This is a genomic window from Pelagimonas phthalicica, from assembly GCF_004364805.1.
Lineage (GTDB): Bacteria > Pseudomonadota > Alphaproteobacteria > Rhodobacterales > Rhodobacteraceae > Pelagimonas > Pelagimonas phthalicica.
The window spans coordinates 824490-844398 of sequence record NZ_SOAP01000001.1 but is presented as its reverse complement, the minus strand read 5'-3'; the positions used below and the strand labels follow the sequence as shown (position 1 = coordinate 844398).

Sequence of the window (19909 nt, the reverse complement as noted above, 5' to 3'; positions counted from 1 at the left end):
GCTACTGCCTTTTTCGGACGACGGTGAGTGACGAAGTTGCTAGCAAAGCTTCGTTCAGATGTTTATTCAACTCCCCGGCATTGAGCTCAACGAGCCTGCTCGAGCTGCCAATGGAGTTCGTTTTCTTACTGACAACCAAGATTTCATCATTGGTGTCGATTCTGCGAAGGCCGTTCATGTAAAGATGTTTGTCAACGTTTAGGTCGCTGGGAATATCTGTGCGTGTGCTTGCTGCGCGACAAAAGAGCCTGTCGGCCTTAACTTGATAGTACAGGTTTACAAAAGTGCTGTTGTTATCCGGTGACGCGAACGTGCTCGACTGGAAATAGGTCGAGTTCTTTGTTTTGACGTACTTCGCTAACATCAAACGCGCAGTTGTTCGATGCCGTTTTAACTGCTCTGCAGAAGTCGCAATTTTGTAACTTTGAATGTTTCCATCACCAATAATTTTAGCAATTTCATCAGAGCGACCCTGGGGGATAGATGTCCAGCCAGCATCATTCAAACCTGCAACCGCGTTTTCAAAATCAGCGGAGGGCGATGCGCAATAGGTCAGGACGTCAGAATAGGGGTGTGGAGAAGTTGACTGCGCATCGACGACCTTGAATGGTACAATTAACAAAGAGACCAATGCGACAGTAAAATGGCCCGCCCGGCGGCACCGCCGGGCAGCGACCGACCGCCCCCTCGGGCGGGCGCTTCTCGCCCCCCCGCGGCCGGTCGCTGCCCTCAGCACATATGCCAGACGGGCCCACATGTTTTTAGCCGATCGCCTTCAGCACGGCTTCGCCCAAGGTGGCGGGGCTGTCGGCGACGACGATCCCGGCCTCTTGCATCGCGGCGATTTTGTCTTCGGCACCACCTTTGCCACCGGCAACAATCGCACCCGCGTGGCCCATGCGGCGGCCCGGAGGCGCTGTGCGGCCTGCGATAAAGCCAGCTGTCGGCTTCCAACGGCCTTTCTTGCGCTCATTCGCCAGGAATTCAGCGGCTTCTTCTTCGGCAGAACCACCGATCTCACCGATCATGATGATCGACTGGGTTTCTTCGTCGCTCAGGAACATGTCCAGCACTTCCAGGTGCTCGGTGCCTTTGATCGGGTCGCCGCCGATGCCCACAGCGGTGGACTGACCGAGACCAATGTCAGCAGTCTGCTTCACCGCTTCGTAGGTCAGAGTACCGGAGCGGGACACAACGCCGACCGAGCCACGCTTGTGGATATGGCCGGGCATGATGCCGATTTTGCAGGCGTCAGGCGTGATGATGCCGGGGCAGTTCGGGCCGATCAGACGGCTAGAGCTGTCTTCCAGCGCGCGCTTGACCTTCATCATGTCCAGCACCGGGATGCCTTCGGTGATGCAGACAATCAGCTCCATCTCGGCGTCAATCGCCTCAAGGATCGAGTCCGCGGCGAAGGGTGGGGGCACATAGATCACCGAAGCGTTGGCTTCGGTCGCGGCCTTGGCTTCGTGAACGCTGTCAAAGACCGGCAGACCCAGATGGGACTGACCGCCTTTGCCCGGCGTCACGCCACCAACCATCTTGGTGCCATAGGCCTGCGCCTGTTCAGTGTGGAATGTGCCCTGCGAGCCGGTCAGGCCCTGACAGATCACTTTGGTGTTTTCGTCTACGAGGATTGCCATTTTGGCTTACTCCTTGATCGGTTCATGTGCGGGCCAAGCGCAGGCCCGCGAGGATTTCGTTTTGTTTCAAAGACCCGTCATACCAAGCGGTCCGCAACGATTTCAGCACCTAGGCTGTCATCGCATTTAGAAGCGTCCTCTGGCGGAAAGACAAAGATCTCAAAGGGCAAGGGATGGCTTTCGTCTTTTTCGATGAAGCTCGGGCAGATTAGCTCTTCGCCAAACACTCGAGTTCCAATTTCACGCTCTCGGAATAGACCAGCGTGATTGGTTTCAAGATGTTGGCGAATGATACTCACGACGTCCGATGCACCCACTGTATTCGATGAGACCCTGCAGTGTGGAGCCATTTGCCCGTAAAAGATCTCGACAGTCGCTGCACCGTTCGGTGAGGTCAGCCAGTGCGTTGCTTCAAAGACATGATCATTTTTAATGGTGATATCCGAGGTCTCGGTGAAACCCAGAGCGCTCAATTTCGCAATTGTTTGCTTTTCATCACCTTCCCAGGCCATGCAGATGCTGAACGCTTTCTCTAGCTCAGATTTGTGCAAAGAATAGGTTTCGTCTGCTAAGGCATAGCCGCCAAAGCAGAGCAAAAACGTGCTAAACACTGTACTGAGAAGAGCGCGTTGCATCAGCCCTTAACCGCCTTAACGATCTTCTCAGCCCCGTCCGACAGGTTGTCGGCGGCGATGACGTTCAGGCCGGAATTGTTGATGATGGCTTTGCCCTCATCCACATTGGTGCCTTCCAGACGCACGACCAGCGGAACCTGCAGGCCAACCTCTTTCACCGCGGCCACAACGCCCTCGGCGATCACATCACAACGCATGATGCCGCCAAAGATGTTGACCAGGATGCCTTTGACATTGTCGTCCGAGGTGATGATCTTAAACGCTTCGGTCACTTTCTCTTTGGTTGCGCCGCCGCCCACGTCGAGGAAGTTGGCAGGCTCAGCACCGTAGAGCTTGATGATGTCCATGGTCGCCATGGCCAGGCCCGCGCCGTTCACCATGCAGCCGATTTCACCGTCCAGAGCGATGTAGTTCAGGTCGTATTTCGACGCTTCCAGCTCTTTGGGGTCTTCTTCGGTCTCGTCGCGCAGCTCGGCCACGTCGGGGTGGCGATACACGGCGTTGCCGTCAAAGCCAACCTTGGCGTCCAGCACCTTGAGCTTGCCGCCGGGCATGACGATCAGCGGGTTGATTTCCAGCTGCTCCATGTCTTTTTCCATGAAGGCTTTGTAGAGAATGCCCATCAGCTTGACGCATTCCTTGACCTGCGCGCCTTCCAGGCCCAGGGCAAAGGCAACGCGGCGGCCGTGGAAAGCCTGATAGCCGGTGGCCGGATCAACAGAGAAGCTCAGGATCTTTTCCGGGGTTGCGGCGGCAACCTCTTCGATGTCCATGCCACCCTCGGTCGAGCAGACGAAAGACACGCGGGACGAGACGCGATCGACCAGCAGGGCCAGGTACAGCTCGCGTTCGATGTCAGAACCGTCTTCGATATAGATGCGGTTGACCTGCTTGCCTGCCGGGCCGGTCTGATGCGTGACCAGGGTGCGGCCCAGCATCTTTTTGGCTTCTTCGGCGGCTTCTTCAACCGACTTGGCCAGGCGCACACCGCCCTTTTCGCCTGCATCTTCTTCTTCAAAGGTGCCTTTGCCGCGACCACCTGCGTGGATCTGCGCTTTGACAACCCAAAGAGGACCGTCCAGCTCGCCCGCGGCAGTTTTCGCGTCCTCTGCTTTCAGAACGACGCGGCCGTCCGAGACCGGAGCCCCGTAGCTGCGCAAAAGCGCCTTGGCCTGATACTCGTGGATGTTCATGGGAATATGTCCCCCGTTTTGCTGCGATTTAGACTGGTTTAGGCCTCTCTAGCAGCAGAGGTTAAACGAAATTTTGCCGCATGGGGTGATTTTGCGCAAGTTTTCGACATTTGTGATCACACTTTTTGTGGGTGTGATCACAAGTAAAATAAATGTTAGCGCTGAGCGGGGAATCAAATAAAATTAACTTGTTTATGACCGCTATGCGGGAGGGAAGCGAAACGTGTCTGTCGCCTTTGAGTAAAAGGCGCGACAGTTTCCAGCGACCTCATGCCCGGCCTCGCGTCTTCCAAAGCAAAAGGGCCCGGCGAACCGGACCCTTTCGTAATCTGTCTAGCCGTGGCTTAGGCCAGCGACGGGTCGATGCCTTTGCACGCGTCGACCAGACCTTTGACCGCGTTGACCGAGGTGTCGAACATCTCTTGCTCTTCTTTGTTGAGCTTGATGTTCATGATCTTCTCGACACCGCCGGCACCGATCACGGTTGGCACGCCAACATACATGTCGGACACGCCAAGGTCGCCGTCGCAATAGGCGGCGCAAGGCAGAACGCGCTTTTGGTCTTTCAAATAGGCTTCGGCCATTTCAATCGCCGAAGTTGCAGGCGCGTAGAAGGCGGAGCCGGTTTTCAGCAGGCCAACGATTTCTGCGCCACCGTCACGGGTGCGCTGAACGATCGCGTCCATTTTCTCTTGGGTGGTCCAGCCCATGTCGATCAGGTCAGGCAGAGGCACACCGGCAACGGTCGAGTAACGCACCGACGGCACCATGGTGTCGCCGTGGCCGCCCAGAACGAATGCGGTGACGTCTTTCATCGACACGTCGAACTCTTCGGCCAGGAAGTGGCGGAAGCGCGCGCTGTCCAGAACACCGGCCATGCCGCAAACTTTGGCATGGGGCAGGCCCGAGAATTCGCGCAGCGCCCAAACCATGGCGTCCAGCGGGTTGGTGATGCAGATAACAAACGCGTCGGGGCAGTTGTCGCGGATGCCTTCGCCAACGGATTTCATGACCTTCAGGTTGATGCCCAGTAGGTCGTCGCGGCTCATGCCCGGTTTGCGCGGAACACCGGCGGTGACGATGCAGACATCTGCGCCTGCGATATCGGCGTAATCCTGAGTGCCCTTCAGCTTGGCGTCAAAACCTTCGGACGGGCCGGATTCGGCGATGTCCAATGCTTTGCCTTCAGGTGTGCCTTCGGCGATGTCGAACAGGACAACGTCGCCCAGTTCTTTCATTGCCGCGAGGTGGGCAAGGGTGCCACCGATCTGACCTGCGCCGATAAGGGCAATCTTGGGTCGTGCCATGGAAAAATCTCCAGTCCTTGGTGAATTTTGCCGAGTGCGTAAGCCTTTACGCCGCTTCGCGCAAGGGTGCTGCGTTGCGGCGTGTGCGCGCGGGGGGCGGTTTTGAGGGCTGTTAACGCGAACAATTTCGCGATAAAGCCATGTAAACGCGCGAGTTTAGGGAGATAGGCGTGGAGCTGTTCAGCTTGTCGGTTTTTGCCGTCACAATACCGGCAGTTGTCTTTGCGGGCATATCCAAGGGCGGGTTTGGCTCGGGTGTGGCCTTTGCCAGCGCGTCGATTCTTGCGCTGGTTTTGGAACCGGCCGTGGCCATCGGGCTGATGCTGCCGCTTTTGATGCTGATCGACGTGGCCAGCCTTCCGGCCTATTGGCGCAAATGGGATTGGGGCGCGGCGCGGGTCCTGCTGGCCGGGGCTGTTCCTGGCACGCTTTTGGGGGCGTATTTCTTTGCGCTCGCGGATCCGGACATGATTCGACTGATGATCGGCCTGGTGGCATTGACCTTCGTCGCTTGGCAGGGCGCGCAGAAATTTGGGCTGATCCGCCTGGGTCAGGCGCAATTTGGCCCCAAAACGGGGCTTTTATCCGGGCTTGTCCTGGGGTTTACCAGCTTTGTCAGCCATGCGGGCGGGCCCGCAGCGGCGGTGTTTCTACTGGGGCAGGGGCTGAACAAGCTGACCTATCAGGCAACCACGGTTCTGGTGTTCTGGGCGGTCAATTTCTTCAAATCCGGCTTTTACGCCGGAATGGGAATTTTCACGCGCGACACGCTCTTGATGGATCTGTTCCTGATCCCGGCGGCCCTTCTGGGCACATGGATCGGGATCCGGGCGCATCATTTTGTGTCTGATCGGATCTTTTTCGGGATCACCTATGTGGCCCTGACATTGACCGGGGCCAAGCTGGTCTGGGATGCCCTGACCTGATCGACGCGGTGCCCCGGGATAATCCGGGCCAGCACATAACGCAGATGGGATCTGGAGTGATGGGGGGCAGACGCAGCGCCGCGCCCCGAAAACCACAAAACATCTGGGGCCTTAAGCCGGGTCACCTTCGGGTGGCAATGCTTCTGCCAGCTCTTCAAAGGCTTGGCCGCTTGCCACGAGGCAGGTCACACCGTTTGCCATGGTCACTGTGATGGTCCAGGAACCGCTATCCAGCGATGCGAACACTTCCATGACTGCATTATTGCTGCCCAGACCCATGCTTTGGCGGGTTTCGCCATATTTCACGGCCAGGCGTTCGACAACTTTTTCACGTGGGGCACAGTTTTGCGCGCCCTGAGCTTCTACCAATGTCGCTGCGCCCAGAACCAGACCTGCGCTCAGCATGGCTACTTTTGCGAATTTCTCCGTCATAGTGTCACCTTTCGGCTTGGCTTTGGGCAGGCGCATCTTTGGCGTTGCCCAGAACCGGATGAAGTCCCCTCATTCAAGGTGCGGGTCTGTTGCGACGCCGCCGATGCCGTGTTTTCCGGCATGTAACAACTTTCGGTCTCAGCGACTTCAAAAAGGTTAACAGGGCGTGCGTTGCGTCAAATCCAACGCAAATGCCGCGCTTGCGTAGGGTTATTTTGCCTATTTTCTGCGCTGCGGCACATTTTCCCTTGAACTTTTCCGCCAAAACGGGCCATCTGCGCGCAAGAAAATTACTCACCCGATGTCAGGAGAGAGTCTAATGGATATGCAAGCCCGCCCTTATCGTTCCGTTCTTTATATCCCAGGGTCCAAGGAACGCGCCTTGGAAAAGGCCCGGACCTTGCCGATTGATGCGATCATCTTTGACCTCGAAGACGCCGTTGCGCCGGGCGAAAAAATCGCTGCGCGCGAGACGCTCAAAACCGCTCTGACTCAAAGCTATGGCAACCGTACCCGTATCGTGCGCATCAATGGGCTCGACACCGAATGGGGCGCGGATGATGCCCGCGCGGTGAACGAGATGGAGTGTGACGCGGTTCTCTTGCCCAAGGTCGAAAGCGCAGCGCAACTGGATGAGCTGGCCAAGCTCTGCGACAAACCGATCTGGTCGATGATGGAAACGCCGCGCGGCATGTTGAACGCCGCTGAAATCGGCGCGCATCCCAAAATGGCGGGCATGGTCATGGGCACCAATGACCTCGCCAAAGAGCTCAATTCCCGCTTTCGTCCTGACCGCCTGCCCATGATGCCGGGCCTTGGCCTGTGCCTGCTGGCCGCCAAGGCCACTGGCTGTATCATCGTTGATGGCGTCTATAACGCCTTTAAAGACACGGAGGGTCTCAAGGCCGAATGTGACCAGGGCCGCGACATGGGCATGGATGGCAAAACCCTGATCCACCCGGCGCAGGTTGATGTGGCGAACGACGCCTTTGCGCCTTCAGCAGTCGAAATCGATCTCGCCCAGCGTCAGATCACCGCCTTTGAGGAAACCATCGCCGCAGGCGGTGGTGTGGCAGTGGTTGACGGCAAGATTGTTGAAAACTTGCATGTCGAAACCGCGAAAAAGACCTTGGCCAAGGCCGAGGCTATTGCCGCTCTGGCTGAATGAGATAGGTGTGAAGCGGGTTAACATGAGGGATAACCATGCTTCTACTATGTCTCGGCCTCGCCATTTGGTGGGGGGCGCATCTTTTCAAGCGCGTTTTGCCAGAACAACGCGCCGCACTGGGCGATCAAAAGGCCAAGGGCATGGTTGCCCTGGCCCTGTTCGGCGCGATCATCCTTATGGTGCTGGGCTACCGCATGGCCGATGGCACCTTCTTCTGGGGGCGCCACCCCGCCACGGTGGGCATCAACAATCTGCTGATGATCTTCGCGCTCTATTTCACCAGCCCAGGCCCGTCCAAGGGCGCGCTGTTCTACAAGATGCGTCATCCGATGCTGACCGGCTTTGCCATCTGGGCCGCCGCGCATCTGCTGGTCAATGGCGATACCGAATCCTTTATCCTGTTTGGCGGCTTGCTGATCTGGTCGCTTGTGACCATGGTCGTGATCAACCGCTCCGAGCCGGATTGGACACCGCCCGCCAAGGGCAGCATCGCCAAAGACGGCATGTTCCTGGCCGCGTCCGTCATCCTTTTGGCGGTAATCGGCTATATCCACGGCCTTCTTGGCCCAGCAGCCTTTGGATGAGGGATCTGACATGAAACTCTATCGTTTTCTCAGCGCCGATGACACATCGGCCTTTTGCCACAAAGTCACCGAAGCCCTGAACAAGGGATGGGAATTGCATGGCGACCCGACCTATGCCTTTGACGCCGCCAATGGTGTCATGCGCTGTGGTCAGGCCGTCGTCAAAGACGCCGAGGGCACCTACACGCCCGACACCAAACTGGGCGAGCATTAGCGCGCCGACCAAACAAGGGAACCTGAAAGCCATGGCCAAAACCAATCCGGGTCGCTTTTTCGAAGATTATCATATCGGGCAGGTCATTGCCCATGCGGTGCCCCGGACGGTGGGCGAGGGCGAGCGCGCGCTGTATCACGCGCTCTATCCCGCCCGCCATGCGCTTTATTCCTCTGACGAATTTGCCCGTGATTGTGGGCTCGAGGGCAGCCCTCTCGACGATCTCGCCGCCTTTCATGTGGTGTTTGGCAAAACCGTCCCGGATGTGTCGCTGAACGCTGTGGCCAATCTTGGCTATGCCGAAGGCCGCTGGCTCAAGCCAGTCTTTCCCGGCGACACCCTGCGTTCCCTCTCCGAAGTAATCGGACTGAAACAGAACTCCAATGGCAAGACCGGTGTTGTCTGGGTGCGCACCCGCGGCATCAACCAGATGGGTGAAACCGTGATGGATTACGTGCGCTGGGTCATGGTGCGCAAACGCGACATCGACGCCCCCGCGCCGGAAACCGTGGTGCCCGAGCTCAAGAAAGTGCTCGCCCCCTCTGATCTGGTCATCCCCGAAGGCCTCGATTTCTCCAATTACGATTTCACCCTCGCCGGCGAGCCGCATCGCTGGGGCGATTACGAGGTTGGCGAGACCATCGACCATGTGGATGGCGTGACCGTTGAAGAGGCCGAGCACATGATGGCCACCCGCCTCTGGCAGAACACCGCCAAGGTGCATTTCGACCTGACCTTCCGCCCCGAAGGCCGTCTGATCTATGGCGGCCATGTCATCTCCATGGCGCGGGCGCTGTCCTTTAACGGACTCGCTAACGCGCAGATGATTGTCGGCTTGAATGGCGGGGCCCATGCCAATCCGTGTTTCTCCGGCCTGACCATCAAAGCCTGGTCCGAAGTGCTCGACAAAGCCGAAACCTCCGCCCCCGGCGTCGGTGCCATCCGCCTGCGCCTGGTCGCCACCAAGGGCGGCGAACCGTTCCAACTGCGCGGCGAAGACGGCAAATACAACAAAGACGTCCTGCTCGACCTCGACTACTGGGCGCTTATGCCGATGTAATTACAGCGTGTTCAGTTTGATCGGATTCAAGCATTCACTCAGCAGGGCGAGGCAGCGTTTGTAGGGCACAACGCGTTCGCTCTGCTGAGTTTATTCAATTGAACTGAACGCGCTCTAAACGCCCGCCCCAGGCATGGCCGGGGCGGGCTTGAACCGTGGTTCGGGTCTTTTAGACTCTAGTCACGTGGAGCCGAAATCCTCGTCATAGAGAAAATGTTCCCGGATCGCTTGCGATCCGGTTCGCGCTCATGCCAGAGGCATGCTTTCCGTATGACCCCGCCCGTCAAACCAAAGGTTTGGCTTCGGCAAAGCGGCGGGCGCGAATTCATATCAACGTTTCAACAAGATGCACTGTTACCTAATCCCTCCACTCAGCTGCCAAGGTTTGACGCGCCCACCCTCGGTGCCGGGCGCGAACCTGTGTGGTAACTAATTGTCTATGTTGCGGATTACAGTTCCAGGTGGCTAACTCCCCCGCGCCTGACGCGACACTTCCAGGCCGCGTCGCAGTACCCAGGCGGCCAGGCGTTGCAGCCCGATCCCCGTGCGGAATTCGAACTCTTCATAATGAAACTGCCGCGCTGACACCCCATAGCGGGCCAAACCGGTTCTCAGAGCCTCGCGCAGCGCGACGGGGCCACAAAAGGCCACCCTTGCCTTGGCCAGATCTTCTCCGACCATCTCTGCGATCTTGTCTGCCGAAACCCGTTGCCCCTCGCTCGAGACCATCAGATGCAGGCGCAGATTGGGCTTGGCCTCTGCCATTGCCTGCAACTCCGCCAGATGCGGGGCGGCGTCGCGGCTGCGGATGCAGTAGAACAGGTCGACCACGCTTCCCTCTGCCCTCAGCGCCTGCGCTCCTGCCAGAAATGGCGTGATCCCGATGCCTCCAGCGATCCAAACCTCGCGGGCCTTCTCGCCCAGCCGAAACCGCCCAAACGGCCCCTGAATGCGCAGATCCTGCCCAACAGCCAGGTCGCGCTCCAACCCGGTGGTGAAATCCCCCAGCGCCTTGATCGTCACCCGCAGCGCCCCATCCGGGTCAATGCTGGAAAAGCTGAACGGGTGCGGCTCGGACTTGCCCGCCGCCCCAAAACTCAGCACACCAAATTGCCCCGCCGCCGGGGTGATCCCCTTGCCCTTGGGCACCATCGACACAACCAAAGCTCCACCGCTCTTGTCCAACCCGCTGATCTTATACCCTTTGGACGGGCGCAGGGTTTCCGGCAGCAGCGTCCAAAGATAGGCCAGCACCCCCGCGCCACAAAACGTACCCGTATAGAGCCCCGCCGGATCGCCCATGGCAAAGGGCTTCATGATAAAGACAAAGTGGAACACACCAGCAGCAAACAGCGCCCCCATGGCCTTATGCGTCCATTTCCACAGGTGATACGGCACAAAGGTCGCGACCGAGATCACCACGAGGATCAACAGACCATACAGGCTCATCTCGCCCAAGGTCTCTGCCAACTCACTCAGAAAGGTGTCGCGCCCGCCATCACGCATCTCGGCGTCGATCGTGTCATGCAGCAGGATCGCGGCCATGGCGACGATCCCGGCCCATTTATGCAGCACATAGACCCGATCCAACCCGCCAAACACCGTCTCAATCCCCGGCAACCGCGTCGCCAAAATTTGCCCCCAGGCCATCAGGATCAGCGCCGCCAATCCCAGATATTGCGAAAACAGCGCCACTTGATCGCTGACATTGGGCAGGGCCCACAACTGAAATGCCGGGAAAATCGTGGTTGCTACGATGATCAGAATGCCGAGTGGGGCCATGGGTCTTCCTTCCTGTGCGCGCGCCCTTATCGCATTCTGCGCGGCAGGCGTGAACCCGGCTTAGCTCGTGCGCCCCAAGTTGCGGGTTTTTCACGCAAATCTCACTTGTATTTGACAGGAAATGAGCCGCCGTCGCACAAACCCCTATTCTCGCGCAACGTCTTCACAACCGCGCACAAAGCCGCCACGCGAGTTGTTTTGAACCCCATTCCCGAGCGGGTCATGAATAGGCCCAGCGAACCTTCTCGCACTACTCAGGAAACACACATGTTAAAACATCTCTCCCTCGCGGCTTTGGCGGCTGCGACATTGTCTTCTGCGGCCTACGCGGATGGCTTTTACTTCTCCGGCTCGCTCAGCGGCACCACCTTGGATCATTCCATCGAACGCGACACCGCAGGCACTGTCCTGCCAGTTCCCGATGTCGGCGGCACCTCCTTTGTCTCGGAAACCGATTTCTCCTTTGGCGCAGCACTTGGCTATGAGCAGCATTTCGGCCAGTCCGATTTCTTTTGGGGGGCCGAAGTCTTTTACAACTTCGAAAATGGCGAAACCCGCAATATCAACGGCGTCCTCGTCACCGATATTGAACTTGAGGCCAGCTATGGCGCGCGTCTGATCGGTGGTTTCGACATCACCGAGAAATTCGCCGCCTATGCCCATGCCGGTGTCACCCAGGTCGATTTCGAGGCCCGCAACGCCTATACCTTTGCCCCGCCCAAGCGGGATCGCAACTTCTCGGAAACCGGGTATTCCTATGGGGTTGGCGGCACCTATAAGATCGACGACCAGATCGCGCTCTTTGCCGAATACACCAAGGTCGACGGGATTGAGTTTGACGGCATCGCCGAAGTGGCCGGTGGCACCGGGCGCGAAAATCCCAACACTCTGGACCTGTCCAAAACCACGTTCGGGGTCAAATTCTCCTTCTGATTTCCCGATCAAAGGCACCTGGGGCGCAGCGTGATCACGTTGCGCCTTTTGGCATGTCATAGGGGATAAGCGTCCATTCCTCTGGCAAACCCGACCCCGCAGGCGTGCCGCGAATCCGAGTCTTTACCTGATAGAATAGCTCAGAATTCACCTTTCTGCATCGCGGCACTGTTGGCGCTGAATTTGTGATCACACTGCATTTGTCAGTGATCACAAATTAACAAAAACCGGCCAATTGCGCCAAAAAACCGCGCCTGAGGGCCTGTCATGCACGTGACAGGCGAGAAAAAGTCAGTAGAACAGAAGGCAAGGGAAAGAAAAGGACATCATCATGGCCGACGTGAACCGGGGCAATCGCCCGCTTTCGCCGCATTTGCAAATTTATCGCCCGCAGTTGACCTCGGTCACCTCCATCCTCACCCGTGTGACAGGCAACGCTTTGATCGTTGCTGTGATCCTTGGGGTCTGGTGGCTGCTCGCTGCGGCCACTTCTCCGGAATATTTCGCCATCGTTGATGGGATCGTGACCTCCTGGTTTGGCGATCTGATCTTCCTCGGCTCGACCTGGGCCATCTGGTACCACTACCTGGCCGGTCTGCGTCATCTCTATTTTGATGCGGGCAAAGGGCTCGATATTCCGACAGCAGAAACCCTGGGCTGGGTCATCGTGATCGCCTCGGTTTTGCTGACCATCTTCACCATCGTCGTCGTCTAAGGGGGCTGTCATGGGTTATCTGACTGATCGCAAGCGCGCCGTTGGCAAAGGGTCCGCGCATTCGGGCACTGAACATCACTGGTATATGCAGGTCTCTTCCGTGGGCCTGGCATTGCTGATCCCAACCTTCGTTTTCTACTTTGGCTCCGCTCTGGGTGGTACGCATGAAGAGGTCCTCGCGACCTTTTCGCGCCCGTTCCCGGCCATCCTGACCGCTCTGGTTCTGGTGGTTGGCCTGCAGCATTTCCGCCGCGGGGCTCAAATGATGATCGAGGATTACATGCGCGGTTCCGCGCGCAAGGCTGCAATCATGGTCACGATCTGCCTCAGCTACACGCTGATGGGTGCCGGGCTGTTCGCCCTGGCCAAGATCGCGCTTTGAAGGACATAAGACATGGCTGAATATCAATACGAGACGCATGACTATGACGTCGTAGTGGTCGGTGCCGGGGGCGCGGGTCTGCGCGCCACTCTGGGCATGGCCGAACAGGGCTTGCGCACCGCTTGCGTGACCAAGGTTTTCCCAACCCGCTCCCACACGGTTGCGGCGCAGGGCGGTATCGCCGCCTCGCTGTCGAATATGGGCCCGGATAACTGGCAGTGGCATATGTATGACACTGTCAAAGGCTCTGACTGGCTGGGTGACACCGACGCGATGGAATACCTCGCCCGCGAAGCGCCCAAGGCGGTTTACGAGCTGGAGCATTACGGCGTGCCTTTCTCGCGTACCGAAGAAGGCAAGATCTACCAGCGTCCATTTGGTGGCCACACAACCGAATTTGGCGAAGGCCCGCCCGTACAGCGTACCTGTGCTGCCGCTGACCGCACCGGCCACGCGATCCTGCATACGCTCTATGGTCAGTCGCTGAAAAACAACGCGGAATTCTACATCGAATACTTCGCCATCGACCTGCTGATGGAAGACGGCGAATGCAAAGGCGTGCTGTGCTGGAAGCTGGATGACGGCACCATGCATGTCTTCAACGCCAAGATGGTGGTTCTGGCGACCGGCGGTTACGGCCGCGCCTATTTCTCCGCCACCTCGGCCCATACCTGCACCGGTGACGGTGGTGGCATGGTGGCCCGTGCGGGCCTGCCAATGCAGGACATGGAATTCGTGCAGTTCCACCCGACCGGCATCTACGGCTCTGGCTGCCTGATCACCGAAGGCGCGCGCGGCGAAGGCGGTTACCTGACCAACTCCGAAGGCGAGCGTTTCATGGAACGCTACGCGCCGACCTACAAGGATCTCGCGCCGCGTGACTATGTCTCGCGCTCGATGACCATGGAAATCCGCGAAGGGCGCGGTGTCGGGGCCGAAGGGGATCACATCCACCTGAACCTCAGCCACCTGCCTGCCGAAGCACTGGCCGAACGCCTGCCGGGTATCTCCGAAAGCGCCAAGATCTTTGCCGGTGTTGACGTGACCAAGGAACCAATCCCGGTTATCCCGACGGTTCACTACAATATGGGCGGTATCCCGACCAACTATTGGGGCGAAGTGCTGAACCCGACCTCTGAGGATCCGAATGCTGTTGTTCCGGGCCTGATGGCCGTGGGCGAAGCGGGCTGTGCCTCGGTGCATGGCGCCAACCGCCTTGGCTCCAACTCGCTGATCGACCTCGTGGTCTTTGGCCGCGCCGCCGCGATCCGCGCCGGTAAGGTTGTTGATCGTGACAGCGCCGTGCCGACCGCGCCGAAATCCGAGATCGACAAGAGCTTTGCCCGCTTTGACGCCCTGCGCTACGCCAAGGGCAACATTGCCACCGCCGAGCTGCGCCTTGAGATGCAAAAGACCATGCAGCGTGACGCCGCCGTCTTCCGCACCGCCAAAACCATGGCCGAAGGTGTCACCGCCATGACCGAAATCGCCGGCAAGATGGATGACCTCAAGGTCACCGATTCCTCGCTGGTCTGGAACTCGGATCTGATGGAGACGCTGGAACTGACCAACCTGATGCCAAACGCCTTGGCAACCATCGTCGGGGCCGAGGCCCGCAAGGAAAGCCGCGGCGCCCATGCGCATGAGGATTTTGCCGAGCGTGACGATGATAACTGGCGCGTCCACACCATTTCCCGCATCGACGGGAACAAGGTGGATCTGGAATATCGCCCGGTTGTCAAAGACCCGCTCACCACTGAGGCAGAAGGCGGCATCTCGGTCGCCAAAATCGCCCCGAAAGCACGGACATTCTGATGCGCAACATTCTGGTCATATCTGCTCTGGCCGCGATGGTTGTTGGGGCTCTGCCAAGCCCCGCTTCCGCCAATACGCGCGCAATCGAAGCTGAACAGCGCAAAATCCTGACAGCCTGTCAGGACCGCCTGTTCGGTGTCCCCCCGCAAGGGGCCGAAACCTTTATGGAAACCACCTACAATCAAGGTCACCCGATTGTGCGCGTGGTTCCCGGTGGCATCGTCAATGAATGGCAGGCCCGCGACATCAATTCCTGCGCCGCGCGCACGCTGGGCTTCCAGGGGCCGCTGGCCTCGTCCACCTATGGCTGCCCGGTTGGCTATCGCGGCATGTATCGGGGGACGCTCTATTGTCGTTGATGGCCGTGCATAAACCTGTCGCGCTCCTGTCCGGCCTCGCTCTGATCGCCCTCAGCGCCTGCTCTCCGCAGGCGCAGGACGATATCGCCCGCGAGGCGGCGCGCCGCGCCGTTACCCCGGTCGTGCAGGACAAATTCCCCGGCGTGCCCGTGGAACCGGCAGTCAATTGCGTCATCGACAATGCCAACAGCACGCAGATCGGGGCGCTCGCCCTAGATGCCGTGACCGGCCCCACCGAAAGCACCGTGGAAATCGTCACCCAGATCATTTCCAAGCCCGAGACCGTCACATGCCTCGCCACCGACGGTCTGGCCGCCATCCTTAACTAGAGAACTCGATGTTCAACCTGTTGAAAAAAAGCAGCAAAAAGAAGGTCCAGCCCATAGGATCGGTGACCGCTCTGGGTCATCGCGCCGGGCAAACGGACTCGCGCTTGCCGCCTTTCATCCTCGAAGAGATGGAGCCGGGGCACCCTTTGGTGGACGGCCCGCACTATCACGACGTCCTAGGGACTTTGCACCAGATCCTGCGCCCCGAATGGTATCTTGAGATCGGAACCCGCACCGGCACCAGCCTTGAGCGTTGCCTTGGCAATTTCGTTGCCATCGACCCCGAATTCCGGCTCAAGAAATATACCCTGGGCAAGATGGAAAAGGGCCACTTTTTCCAGCAGACCTCGGATGCTTTCTTTGACAGCGGCTTCCTGACCAAGAACGAGATCAAACCGACCCTTGGTTTTCTGGACGGCATGCATCTCAGCGAATTCCTGCTGCGTGATTTCATCAACTTTGAAAAACACGCCGGTCCAGATGCGGTGGCCGTGTTGCATGACTGCCTGCCGCTCAACGCCGCCATGGAAGACCGCGACACCGATCCCGCCGATGTCCGAATGTGGACCGGCGATGTCTGGAAAACCCTTGTGGTTCTTCAAGATCTGCGGCCCGATCTGAACATCTCGGTTCTGGATGCCTATCCGACCGGGCTGGTCGTCGTACAAAATCTGGACGCAGAAAACACAGCCCTACAGGCGGGCTATGATGCGTTTGTCGAAAAATATGAGAAGCTGTCGCTCTCCGAGTTCGGCGTTGAAACCTATTTCAACCGCTTCGAGGTCCTGAGCAGCTATAAATTCATTGAGGGCCTTGCGTCCAAAGCCTCGCAGCCAAAAACAGAAAGGATCTAGCCTCATGGTCCAGTTCACCCTCCCCAAGAACTCCACCATCCGCACGGGCAAAACCTGGCCCAAGCCCGAAGGGGCGACCAATGTACGCCAGTTCCAGATCTATCGCTGGAACCCGGATGACGGCAAAAATCCTCAGGTCGACACCTATTTCGTCGATATGGACAGCTGCGGCCCGATGATCCTGGACGCGCTGATCAAGATCAAGAACGAGATCGACCCGACCCTGACCTTCCGCCGTTCCTGCCGCGAAGGCATCTGTGGCTCCTGTGCGATGAATATCGACGGCATCAACACCCTGGCCTGTATCTATGGTCTGGATGAGGTCGAAAAAGACGTGGTCAAGATTTACCCGCTGCCGCATATGCCGGTGGTCAAGGATCTGATCCCCGACCTGACCCATTTCTACGCCCAGCATGCCTCGATCATGCCTTGGCTCGAGACCAAGACCAACCGCCCGGCCAAAGAGTGGAAGCAATCCATCGATGACCGCAAAAAGCTCGACGGTCTCTATGAATGCGTCATGTGCGCCTCCTGCTCCACTTCCTGCCCAAGCTATTGGTGGAATGGCGACAAATATCTCGGCCCAGCGGCGCTGCTGCACGCCTATCGCTGGATCATCGACAGCCGCGATGAGGCCACCGGCGAGCGTCTGGATGACCTCGAAGATCCGTTCAAGCTTTATCGCTGCCACACCATCATGAACTGCGCGAAAACCTGCCCTAAAGGCCTGAACCCAGCCAAGGCCATCGCCGAGATCAAAAAGATGATGATCTCGCGCCACGTGTGATCTGAACTGGTCGTGATCTAGGAAAAACGCAGGTCCCAGCGCTCCTTGGCGCTGGGACTTTTTCAATTTTTTTCATACGGTTCCTTAACAGGCCGGTCATTAAACAAGCCCGTTGAGAGTGTTCCCCATGTCCGATTTCATGATGTTAGAAAAGCTATCCCAGTTGGTTTTGAGTTCTCCCGAGTTTGTAAAAATCGAACGGGAAATGCATCAGTTTTGCCCTTTTGAAGCTATTGGAATGGCAAGACAGGAAATCCGGCACTCTCATTTTCTAAGCTATATTCTTGACCCTTCGCGTCCGCACGGGCTTGGGGACACAGCTCTGCGGGCTCTGTTAAAGGCTTTGCCCTTTGCTTTGCCAAGTGAAAGCCTGCGCTTTCATTTTTTGCCTCTGTCGTCGGCCAATGTCTGGCGCGAACGGGAACGGATCGACATTCTAATCGAAATCCCAAACCAAGGTGGTAAGGGCGCTGTGATCGCTATCGAAGTCAAGGTCGATGCTTCGGAACGCCAGAACCAGCTCAAGGATTATGCGCAACGGATCACGTCGATTTATCCCGCCGAGAGCTGGCATCATCTCTTCTGCTTTTTGTCTCCGGATGGCCGTGAGGGCGAAACACAAGGAGACCAGGAATGGAAGAGTTTATCCTTTCAGGACCTCTTGAACGAAATTGATCAAGCGCTTTTACGAGAGAACATTATCGGCGACGGGGCCGAACTCTTTGGACATTACAAAAACATGATGAAGAGGCATGGGTTGGTACACGAAACGGGTGAACAAGACGATTTGGATCAAGCGGTCCAGATGATTTGGTCGAAACACAAGGAAGCGTTGGACTATCTGATAGCGAACCGTCCCGACCCCTTGAATGACGTTCTCGAAGCGATGGAAGAACAGAAAGACGCATTTGCGCAAAGGCTTGGAGGTGACATACGGATCGTGGCAGATGAAACGTTTCGGCGATATCGGCGCTTTTCATTCCCGGACCTTATGGATGAGTACCCTGCTTTGCGAAAGGGAGATAAGAATTGGATTTCTTCTGCCTCTCAATTGGTTCTTGAAGTGACCGCAGAGAATGAAGAGATCGTCGCCTCTTTTGCTGTGGGTCCCATTGGTGAGGATGTGGAATTTCGGCTCCAACTGATTTCTGCAATGAACGAAGCTTTTGCAGAGCGGAAAAAACCCACAACGAGGGTTCACCATTACAAGAGAGGTGGCATTCTTACTTGGGAAGAGTTGCACGGCTGTGAAAATAGGCTCGGGGAGTTGAAAACTAAGTTAAAAGCATTTGTCCTTGACCACTATGATTTAGTTGCAGCCGCGGTGAACCAAGCTGCAAAAGCGCAGCCAGCGTCTTGATGGCAGATCGCGGGAGAGGGGCCTTCCTCACCCCCGCCCGTCAAACGCCTCTCGCGCCGCCTCAACCGATGGCAGGTTCCGCTTGGCCCACCCGGCCAATGAGCGCAATTCCCGCGCCAGCTCCTCCCCAAGCGGGGTCAGCGCATAGCTCACCGCCACCGGTGGCCCTGGGTTCACGTCGCGGGTCAGATAGCCGTCTCGCTCAAGCGAGCGTAGATTCTCAGTCAGCACCCGCTGCGTGACATCCCCGATCGAACGGCGCAGCGCGTTGAACCGTTGCGGCCCATCCATCAGCACCAGCATGATCAGGATATGCCACTTGCCCGTTGCCCGGCTCAGCACCTGGCGGACGGGGCAGGGGTTGTCTTTGTCTTCCTTCAGCTCACCTTCCAGGTTGGTATCCTTCACCATACTTGGTCACCTCTACGGTATTTGATATGAAATTAGTGCGTAATTGACGCTAAGTGCAGAATCAATACTTACACTGTTCCATCACGTCTGACAAAGGAACAGAGATATGAGTGTCACCGAAACCGTCCTCAACGCCGTCACCGCACTGTTTGTGAATTTCGATGCCGAGGCCGCGGCCGAGCTGATGAAACCCGATTACATCCAGCACAACCCATCTGTGCCCACCGGGGCGGCCCCCTTGCTCGGCTTCCTGCCGGCGCTCAAAGAGTCCGGCCTCACCGCCACTCCGCACCGCATCCTGACCGAGGGCGACCTTGTGGTTCTGCACGCCACCTATCACAACGCTCAGGCCTTCGGCGCGGAAAGCCTTGTCGCCTTTGATGTTTTCCGGGTCGAAGATGGCAAGCTGGCCGAACATTGGGACAATCTGCAAGCGGCGGTGCCCGCCGATCAAACCGCCTCTGGCCGTTCGATGACCGATGGTGCGACCGAGGTCACGGATCTCCACAAAACTGCCCAAAACAAGACCCTCGTCACCAATTTCATCGACGCGGTGCTCTATGGCAAAGCGCCCGAGACCATCACCGATTACATCACGCCCGACAATTACGCCCAGCATAACCCGCTGGTGGCGGATGGGCTTGACGGTCTCAGCGCGGCCTTGCAGGCCATGGCGGATGCGGGCACGCCGATGTCTTACAAGGAAACCCATATCGTTGTGGCCGAGGGCAATTTCGTCTTTGCCGCTTCCGAAGGCTATCTCGGCGACCAACACACCGCCTTTTTCGACCTCTTCCGCGTCGAAGATGACAAGATCGTCGAACATTGGGACACGCTCTCGCCCATCCCAACCGAATTCGCCCATGAGAACGGCAAGTTCTGATCTTGTCCCTTTCTAGGTTTCTCTGGGCTACAAATATCCCGGGGGAACCCGCCTCGGCGGGTGGGGGCAGCGCCCCCATCCCCCTCAAATCAATGCATCCTGACCCTAGAGCCCGCCACCCCTATGCAAAAATCGCA

The 19909-nt window shown here is 57.8% G+C and carries 23 protein-coding genes; 15 read left to right on the top strand and 8 right to left on the bottom strand.

Going from position 1 to position 19909, the window contains the following annotated elements; genetic code table 11:
• Position 1 precedes the first annotated feature (1 nt).
• The 5 genes from CLV87_RS04130 to mdh all read right to left on the bottom strand — a co-directional run bounded on the left by CLV87_RS04130 (position 2) and on the right by mdh (position 4778).
• Positions 2 to 757: a hypothetical protein gene (locus CLV87_RS04130; RefSeq protein ID WP_099243309.1), complete on the bottom strand. Its 756-nt coding sequence runs from the start codon at positions 755 to 757 to the stop codon at positions 2 to 4.
• 4 nt (positions 758 to 761) lie between these two features.
• Positions 762 to 1643 (bottom strand): succinate--CoA ligase subunit alpha, encoded by an 882-nt coding sequence (gene sucD, locus CLV87_RS04125; RefSeq protein ID WP_099243310.1) that lies wholly within the window; start codon positions 1641 to 1643, stop codon positions 762 to 764.
• 77 nt (positions 1644 to 1720) lie between these two features.
• Positions 1721 to 2278, bottom strand: a complete 558-nt coding sequence (locus CLV87_RS04120; protein ID WP_133840683.1) for a hypothetical protein — start codon at positions 2276 to 2278, stop codon at positions 1721 to 1723.
• The gene (sucC, locus tag CLV87_RS04115) at positions 2278 to 3471 is read right to left on the bottom strand and encodes an ADP-forming succinate--CoA ligase subunit beta (RefSeq protein WP_099243312.1); all 1194 of its coding nucleotides are present in this window, start codon (positions 3469 to 3471) and stop codon (positions 2278 to 2280) included. The genes CLV87_RS04120 and sucC overlap by 1 nt, the downstream gene beginning before the upstream one ends.
• A 344-nt stretch (positions 3472 to 3815) precedes the next feature.
• Positions 3816 to 4778 (bottom strand): malate dehydrogenase, encoded by a 963-nt coding sequence (gene mdh / locus CLV87_RS04110; RefSeq protein ID WP_099243313.1) that lies wholly within the window; start codon positions 4776 to 4778, stop codon positions 3816 to 3818.
• A gap of 170 nt (positions 4779 to 4948) precedes the next feature.
• On the opposite strand from mdh, the gene CLV87_RS04105 reads away from it, so the two are divergent.
• Complete coding sequence (locus CLV87_RS04105) at positions 4949 to 5704, top strand: sulfite exporter TauE/SafE family protein (protein WP_099243314.1); 756 nt, start codon at positions 4949 to 4951, stop codon at positions 5702 to 5704.
• 111 nt (positions 5705 to 5815) lie between these two features.
• On the opposite strand, the gene CLV87_RS04100 is transcribed toward CLV87_RS04105, so the two are convergent.
• Positions 5816 to 6109, bottom strand: a complete 294-nt coding sequence (locus tag CLV87_RS04100; protein ID WP_099244792.1) for a hypothetical protein — start codon at positions 6107 to 6109, stop codon at positions 5816 to 5818.
• 346 nt (positions 6110 to 6455) lie between these two features.
• Between CLV87_RS04100 and CLV87_RS04095 the strand changes: the two genes are divergently transcribed.
• From CLV87_RS04095 to CLV87_RS04080, 4 genes are read left to right on the top strand one after another with little or no spacing between them, the layout of a single operon-like run.
• A complete protein-coding gene (locus CLV87_RS04095) occupies positions 6456 to 7304 on the top strand; it encodes an HpcH/HpaI aldolase/citrate lyase family protein (protein ID WP_099243315.1) in 849 nt (282 codons plus the stop codon).
• A 35-nt stretch (positions 7305 to 7339) separates the two neighbouring features.
• Positions 7340 to 7888: an NnrU family protein gene (locus CLV87_RS04090; RefSeq protein ID WP_099243316.1), complete on the top strand. Its 549-nt coding sequence runs from the start codon at positions 7340 to 7342 to the stop codon at positions 7886 to 7888.
• A gap of 10 nt (positions 7889 to 7898) precedes the next feature.
• Positions 7899 to 8102: a DUF1737 domain-containing protein gene (locus tag CLV87_RS04085; RefSeq protein ID WP_099243317.1), complete on the top strand. Its 204-nt coding sequence runs from the start codon at positions 7899 to 7901 to the stop codon at positions 8100 to 8102.
• A 31-nt stretch (positions 8103 to 8133) separates the two neighbouring features.
• On the top strand, positions 8134 to 9162 hold the full coding sequence (locus tag CLV87_RS04080) for a MaoC family dehydratase (protein WP_099243318.1): 1029 nt from the start codon (positions 8134 to 8136) through the stop codon (positions 9160 to 9162).
• Between the two features lie 465 nt (positions 9163 to 9627).
• Here CLV87_RS04080 and CLV87_RS04075 read toward each other — a convergent pair whose 3' ends face one another.
• Positions 9628 to 10944 carry a ferredoxin reductase family protein gene (locus CLV87_RS04075; protein WP_099243319.1) on the bottom strand — a complete coding sequence of 439 codons (1317 nt, stop codon included), beginning with the start codon at positions 10942 to 10944 and terminating at the stop codon, positions 9628 to 9630.
• 267 nt (positions 10945 to 11211) lie between these two features.
• On the opposite strand from CLV87_RS04075, the gene CLV87_RS23800 reads away from it, so the two are divergent.
• The 9 genes from CLV87_RS23800 (at position 11212) to CLV87_RS04030 (ending at position 18478) form a co-directional block, all read left to right on the top strand.
• A complete protein-coding gene (locus tag CLV87_RS23800) occupies positions 11212 to 11877 on the top strand; it encodes an outer membrane protein (RefSeq protein ID WP_166652667.1) in 666 nt (221 codons plus the stop codon).
• 331 nt (positions 11878 to 12208) lie between these two features.
• Positions 12209 to 12592 carry a succinate dehydrogenase, cytochrome b556 subunit gene (gene sdhC / locus CLV87_RS04065; RefSeq protein ID WP_099243320.1) on the top strand — a complete coding sequence of 128 codons (384 nt, stop codon included), beginning with the start codon at positions 12209 to 12211 and terminating at the stop codon, positions 12590 to 12592.
• 10 nt (positions 12593 to 12602) lie between these two features.
• Positions 12603 to 12974 carry a succinate dehydrogenase, hydrophobic membrane anchor protein gene (gene sdhD, locus CLV87_RS04060; RefSeq protein ID WP_099243321.1) on the top strand — a complete coding sequence of 124 codons (372 nt, stop codon included), beginning with the start codon at positions 12603 to 12605 and terminating at the stop codon, positions 12972 to 12974.
• A 12-nt stretch (positions 12975 to 12986) separates the two neighbouring features.
• On the top strand, positions 12987 to 14789 hold the full coding sequence (gene sdhA / locus CLV87_RS04055; RefSeq protein WP_099243322.1) for a succinate dehydrogenase flavoprotein subunit: 1803 nt from the start codon (positions 12987 to 12989) through the stop codon (positions 14787 to 14789).
• Positions 14789 to 15148, top strand: a complete 360-nt coding sequence (locus CLV87_RS04050) for a hypothetical protein (protein ID WP_099243323.1) — start codon at positions 14789 to 14791, stop codon at positions 15146 to 15148. The genes sdhA and CLV87_RS04050 overlap by 1 nt, the downstream gene beginning before the upstream one ends.
• The gene (locus CLV87_RS04045) at positions 15148 to 15477 is read left to right on the top strand and encodes a hypothetical protein (protein WP_099243324.1); all 330 of its coding nucleotides are present in this window, start codon (positions 15148 to 15150) and stop codon (positions 15475 to 15477) included. The genes CLV87_RS04050 and CLV87_RS04045 overlap by 1 nt, the downstream gene beginning before the upstream one ends.
• Positions 15478 to 15485: 8 nt before the next feature.
• Positions 15486 to 16331: a class I SAM-dependent methyltransferase gene (locus CLV87_RS04040; RefSeq protein ID WP_099243325.1), complete on the top strand. Its 846-nt coding sequence runs from the start codon at positions 15486 to 15488 to the stop codon at positions 16329 to 16331.
• A gap of 4 nt (positions 16332 to 16335) precedes the next feature.
• On the top strand, positions 16336 to 17118 hold the full coding sequence (locus CLV87_RS04035; RefSeq protein ID WP_099243326.1) for a succinate dehydrogenase iron-sulfur subunit: 783 nt from the start codon (positions 16336 to 16338) through the stop codon (positions 17116 to 17118).
• A gap of 127 nt (positions 17119 to 17245) precedes the next feature.
• The gene (locus CLV87_RS04030) at positions 17246 to 18478 is read left to right on the top strand and encodes a PDDEXK-like family protein (protein ID WP_099243327.1); all 1233 of its coding nucleotides are present in this window, start codon (positions 17246 to 17248) and stop codon (positions 18476 to 18478) included.
• Between the two features lie 27 nt (positions 18479 to 18505).
• On the opposite strand, the gene CLV87_RS04025 is transcribed toward CLV87_RS04030, so the two are convergent.
• Positions 18506 to 18889: a winged helix-turn-helix transcriptional regulator gene (locus tag CLV87_RS04025; protein ID WP_099243328.1), complete on the bottom strand. Its 384-nt coding sequence runs from the start codon at positions 18887 to 18889 to the stop codon at positions 18506 to 18508.
• 106 nt (positions 18890 to 18995) lie between these two features.
• Here CLV87_RS04025 and CLV87_RS04020 point away from each other — a divergent pair, with 106 nt between their 5' ends.
• Positions 18996 to 19772: a nuclear transport factor 2 family protein gene (locus CLV87_RS04020; protein WP_099243329.1), complete on the top strand. Its 777-nt coding sequence runs from the start codon at positions 18996 to 18998 to the stop codon at positions 19770 to 19772.
• Positions 19773 to 19909: the final 137 nt, after the last annotated feature.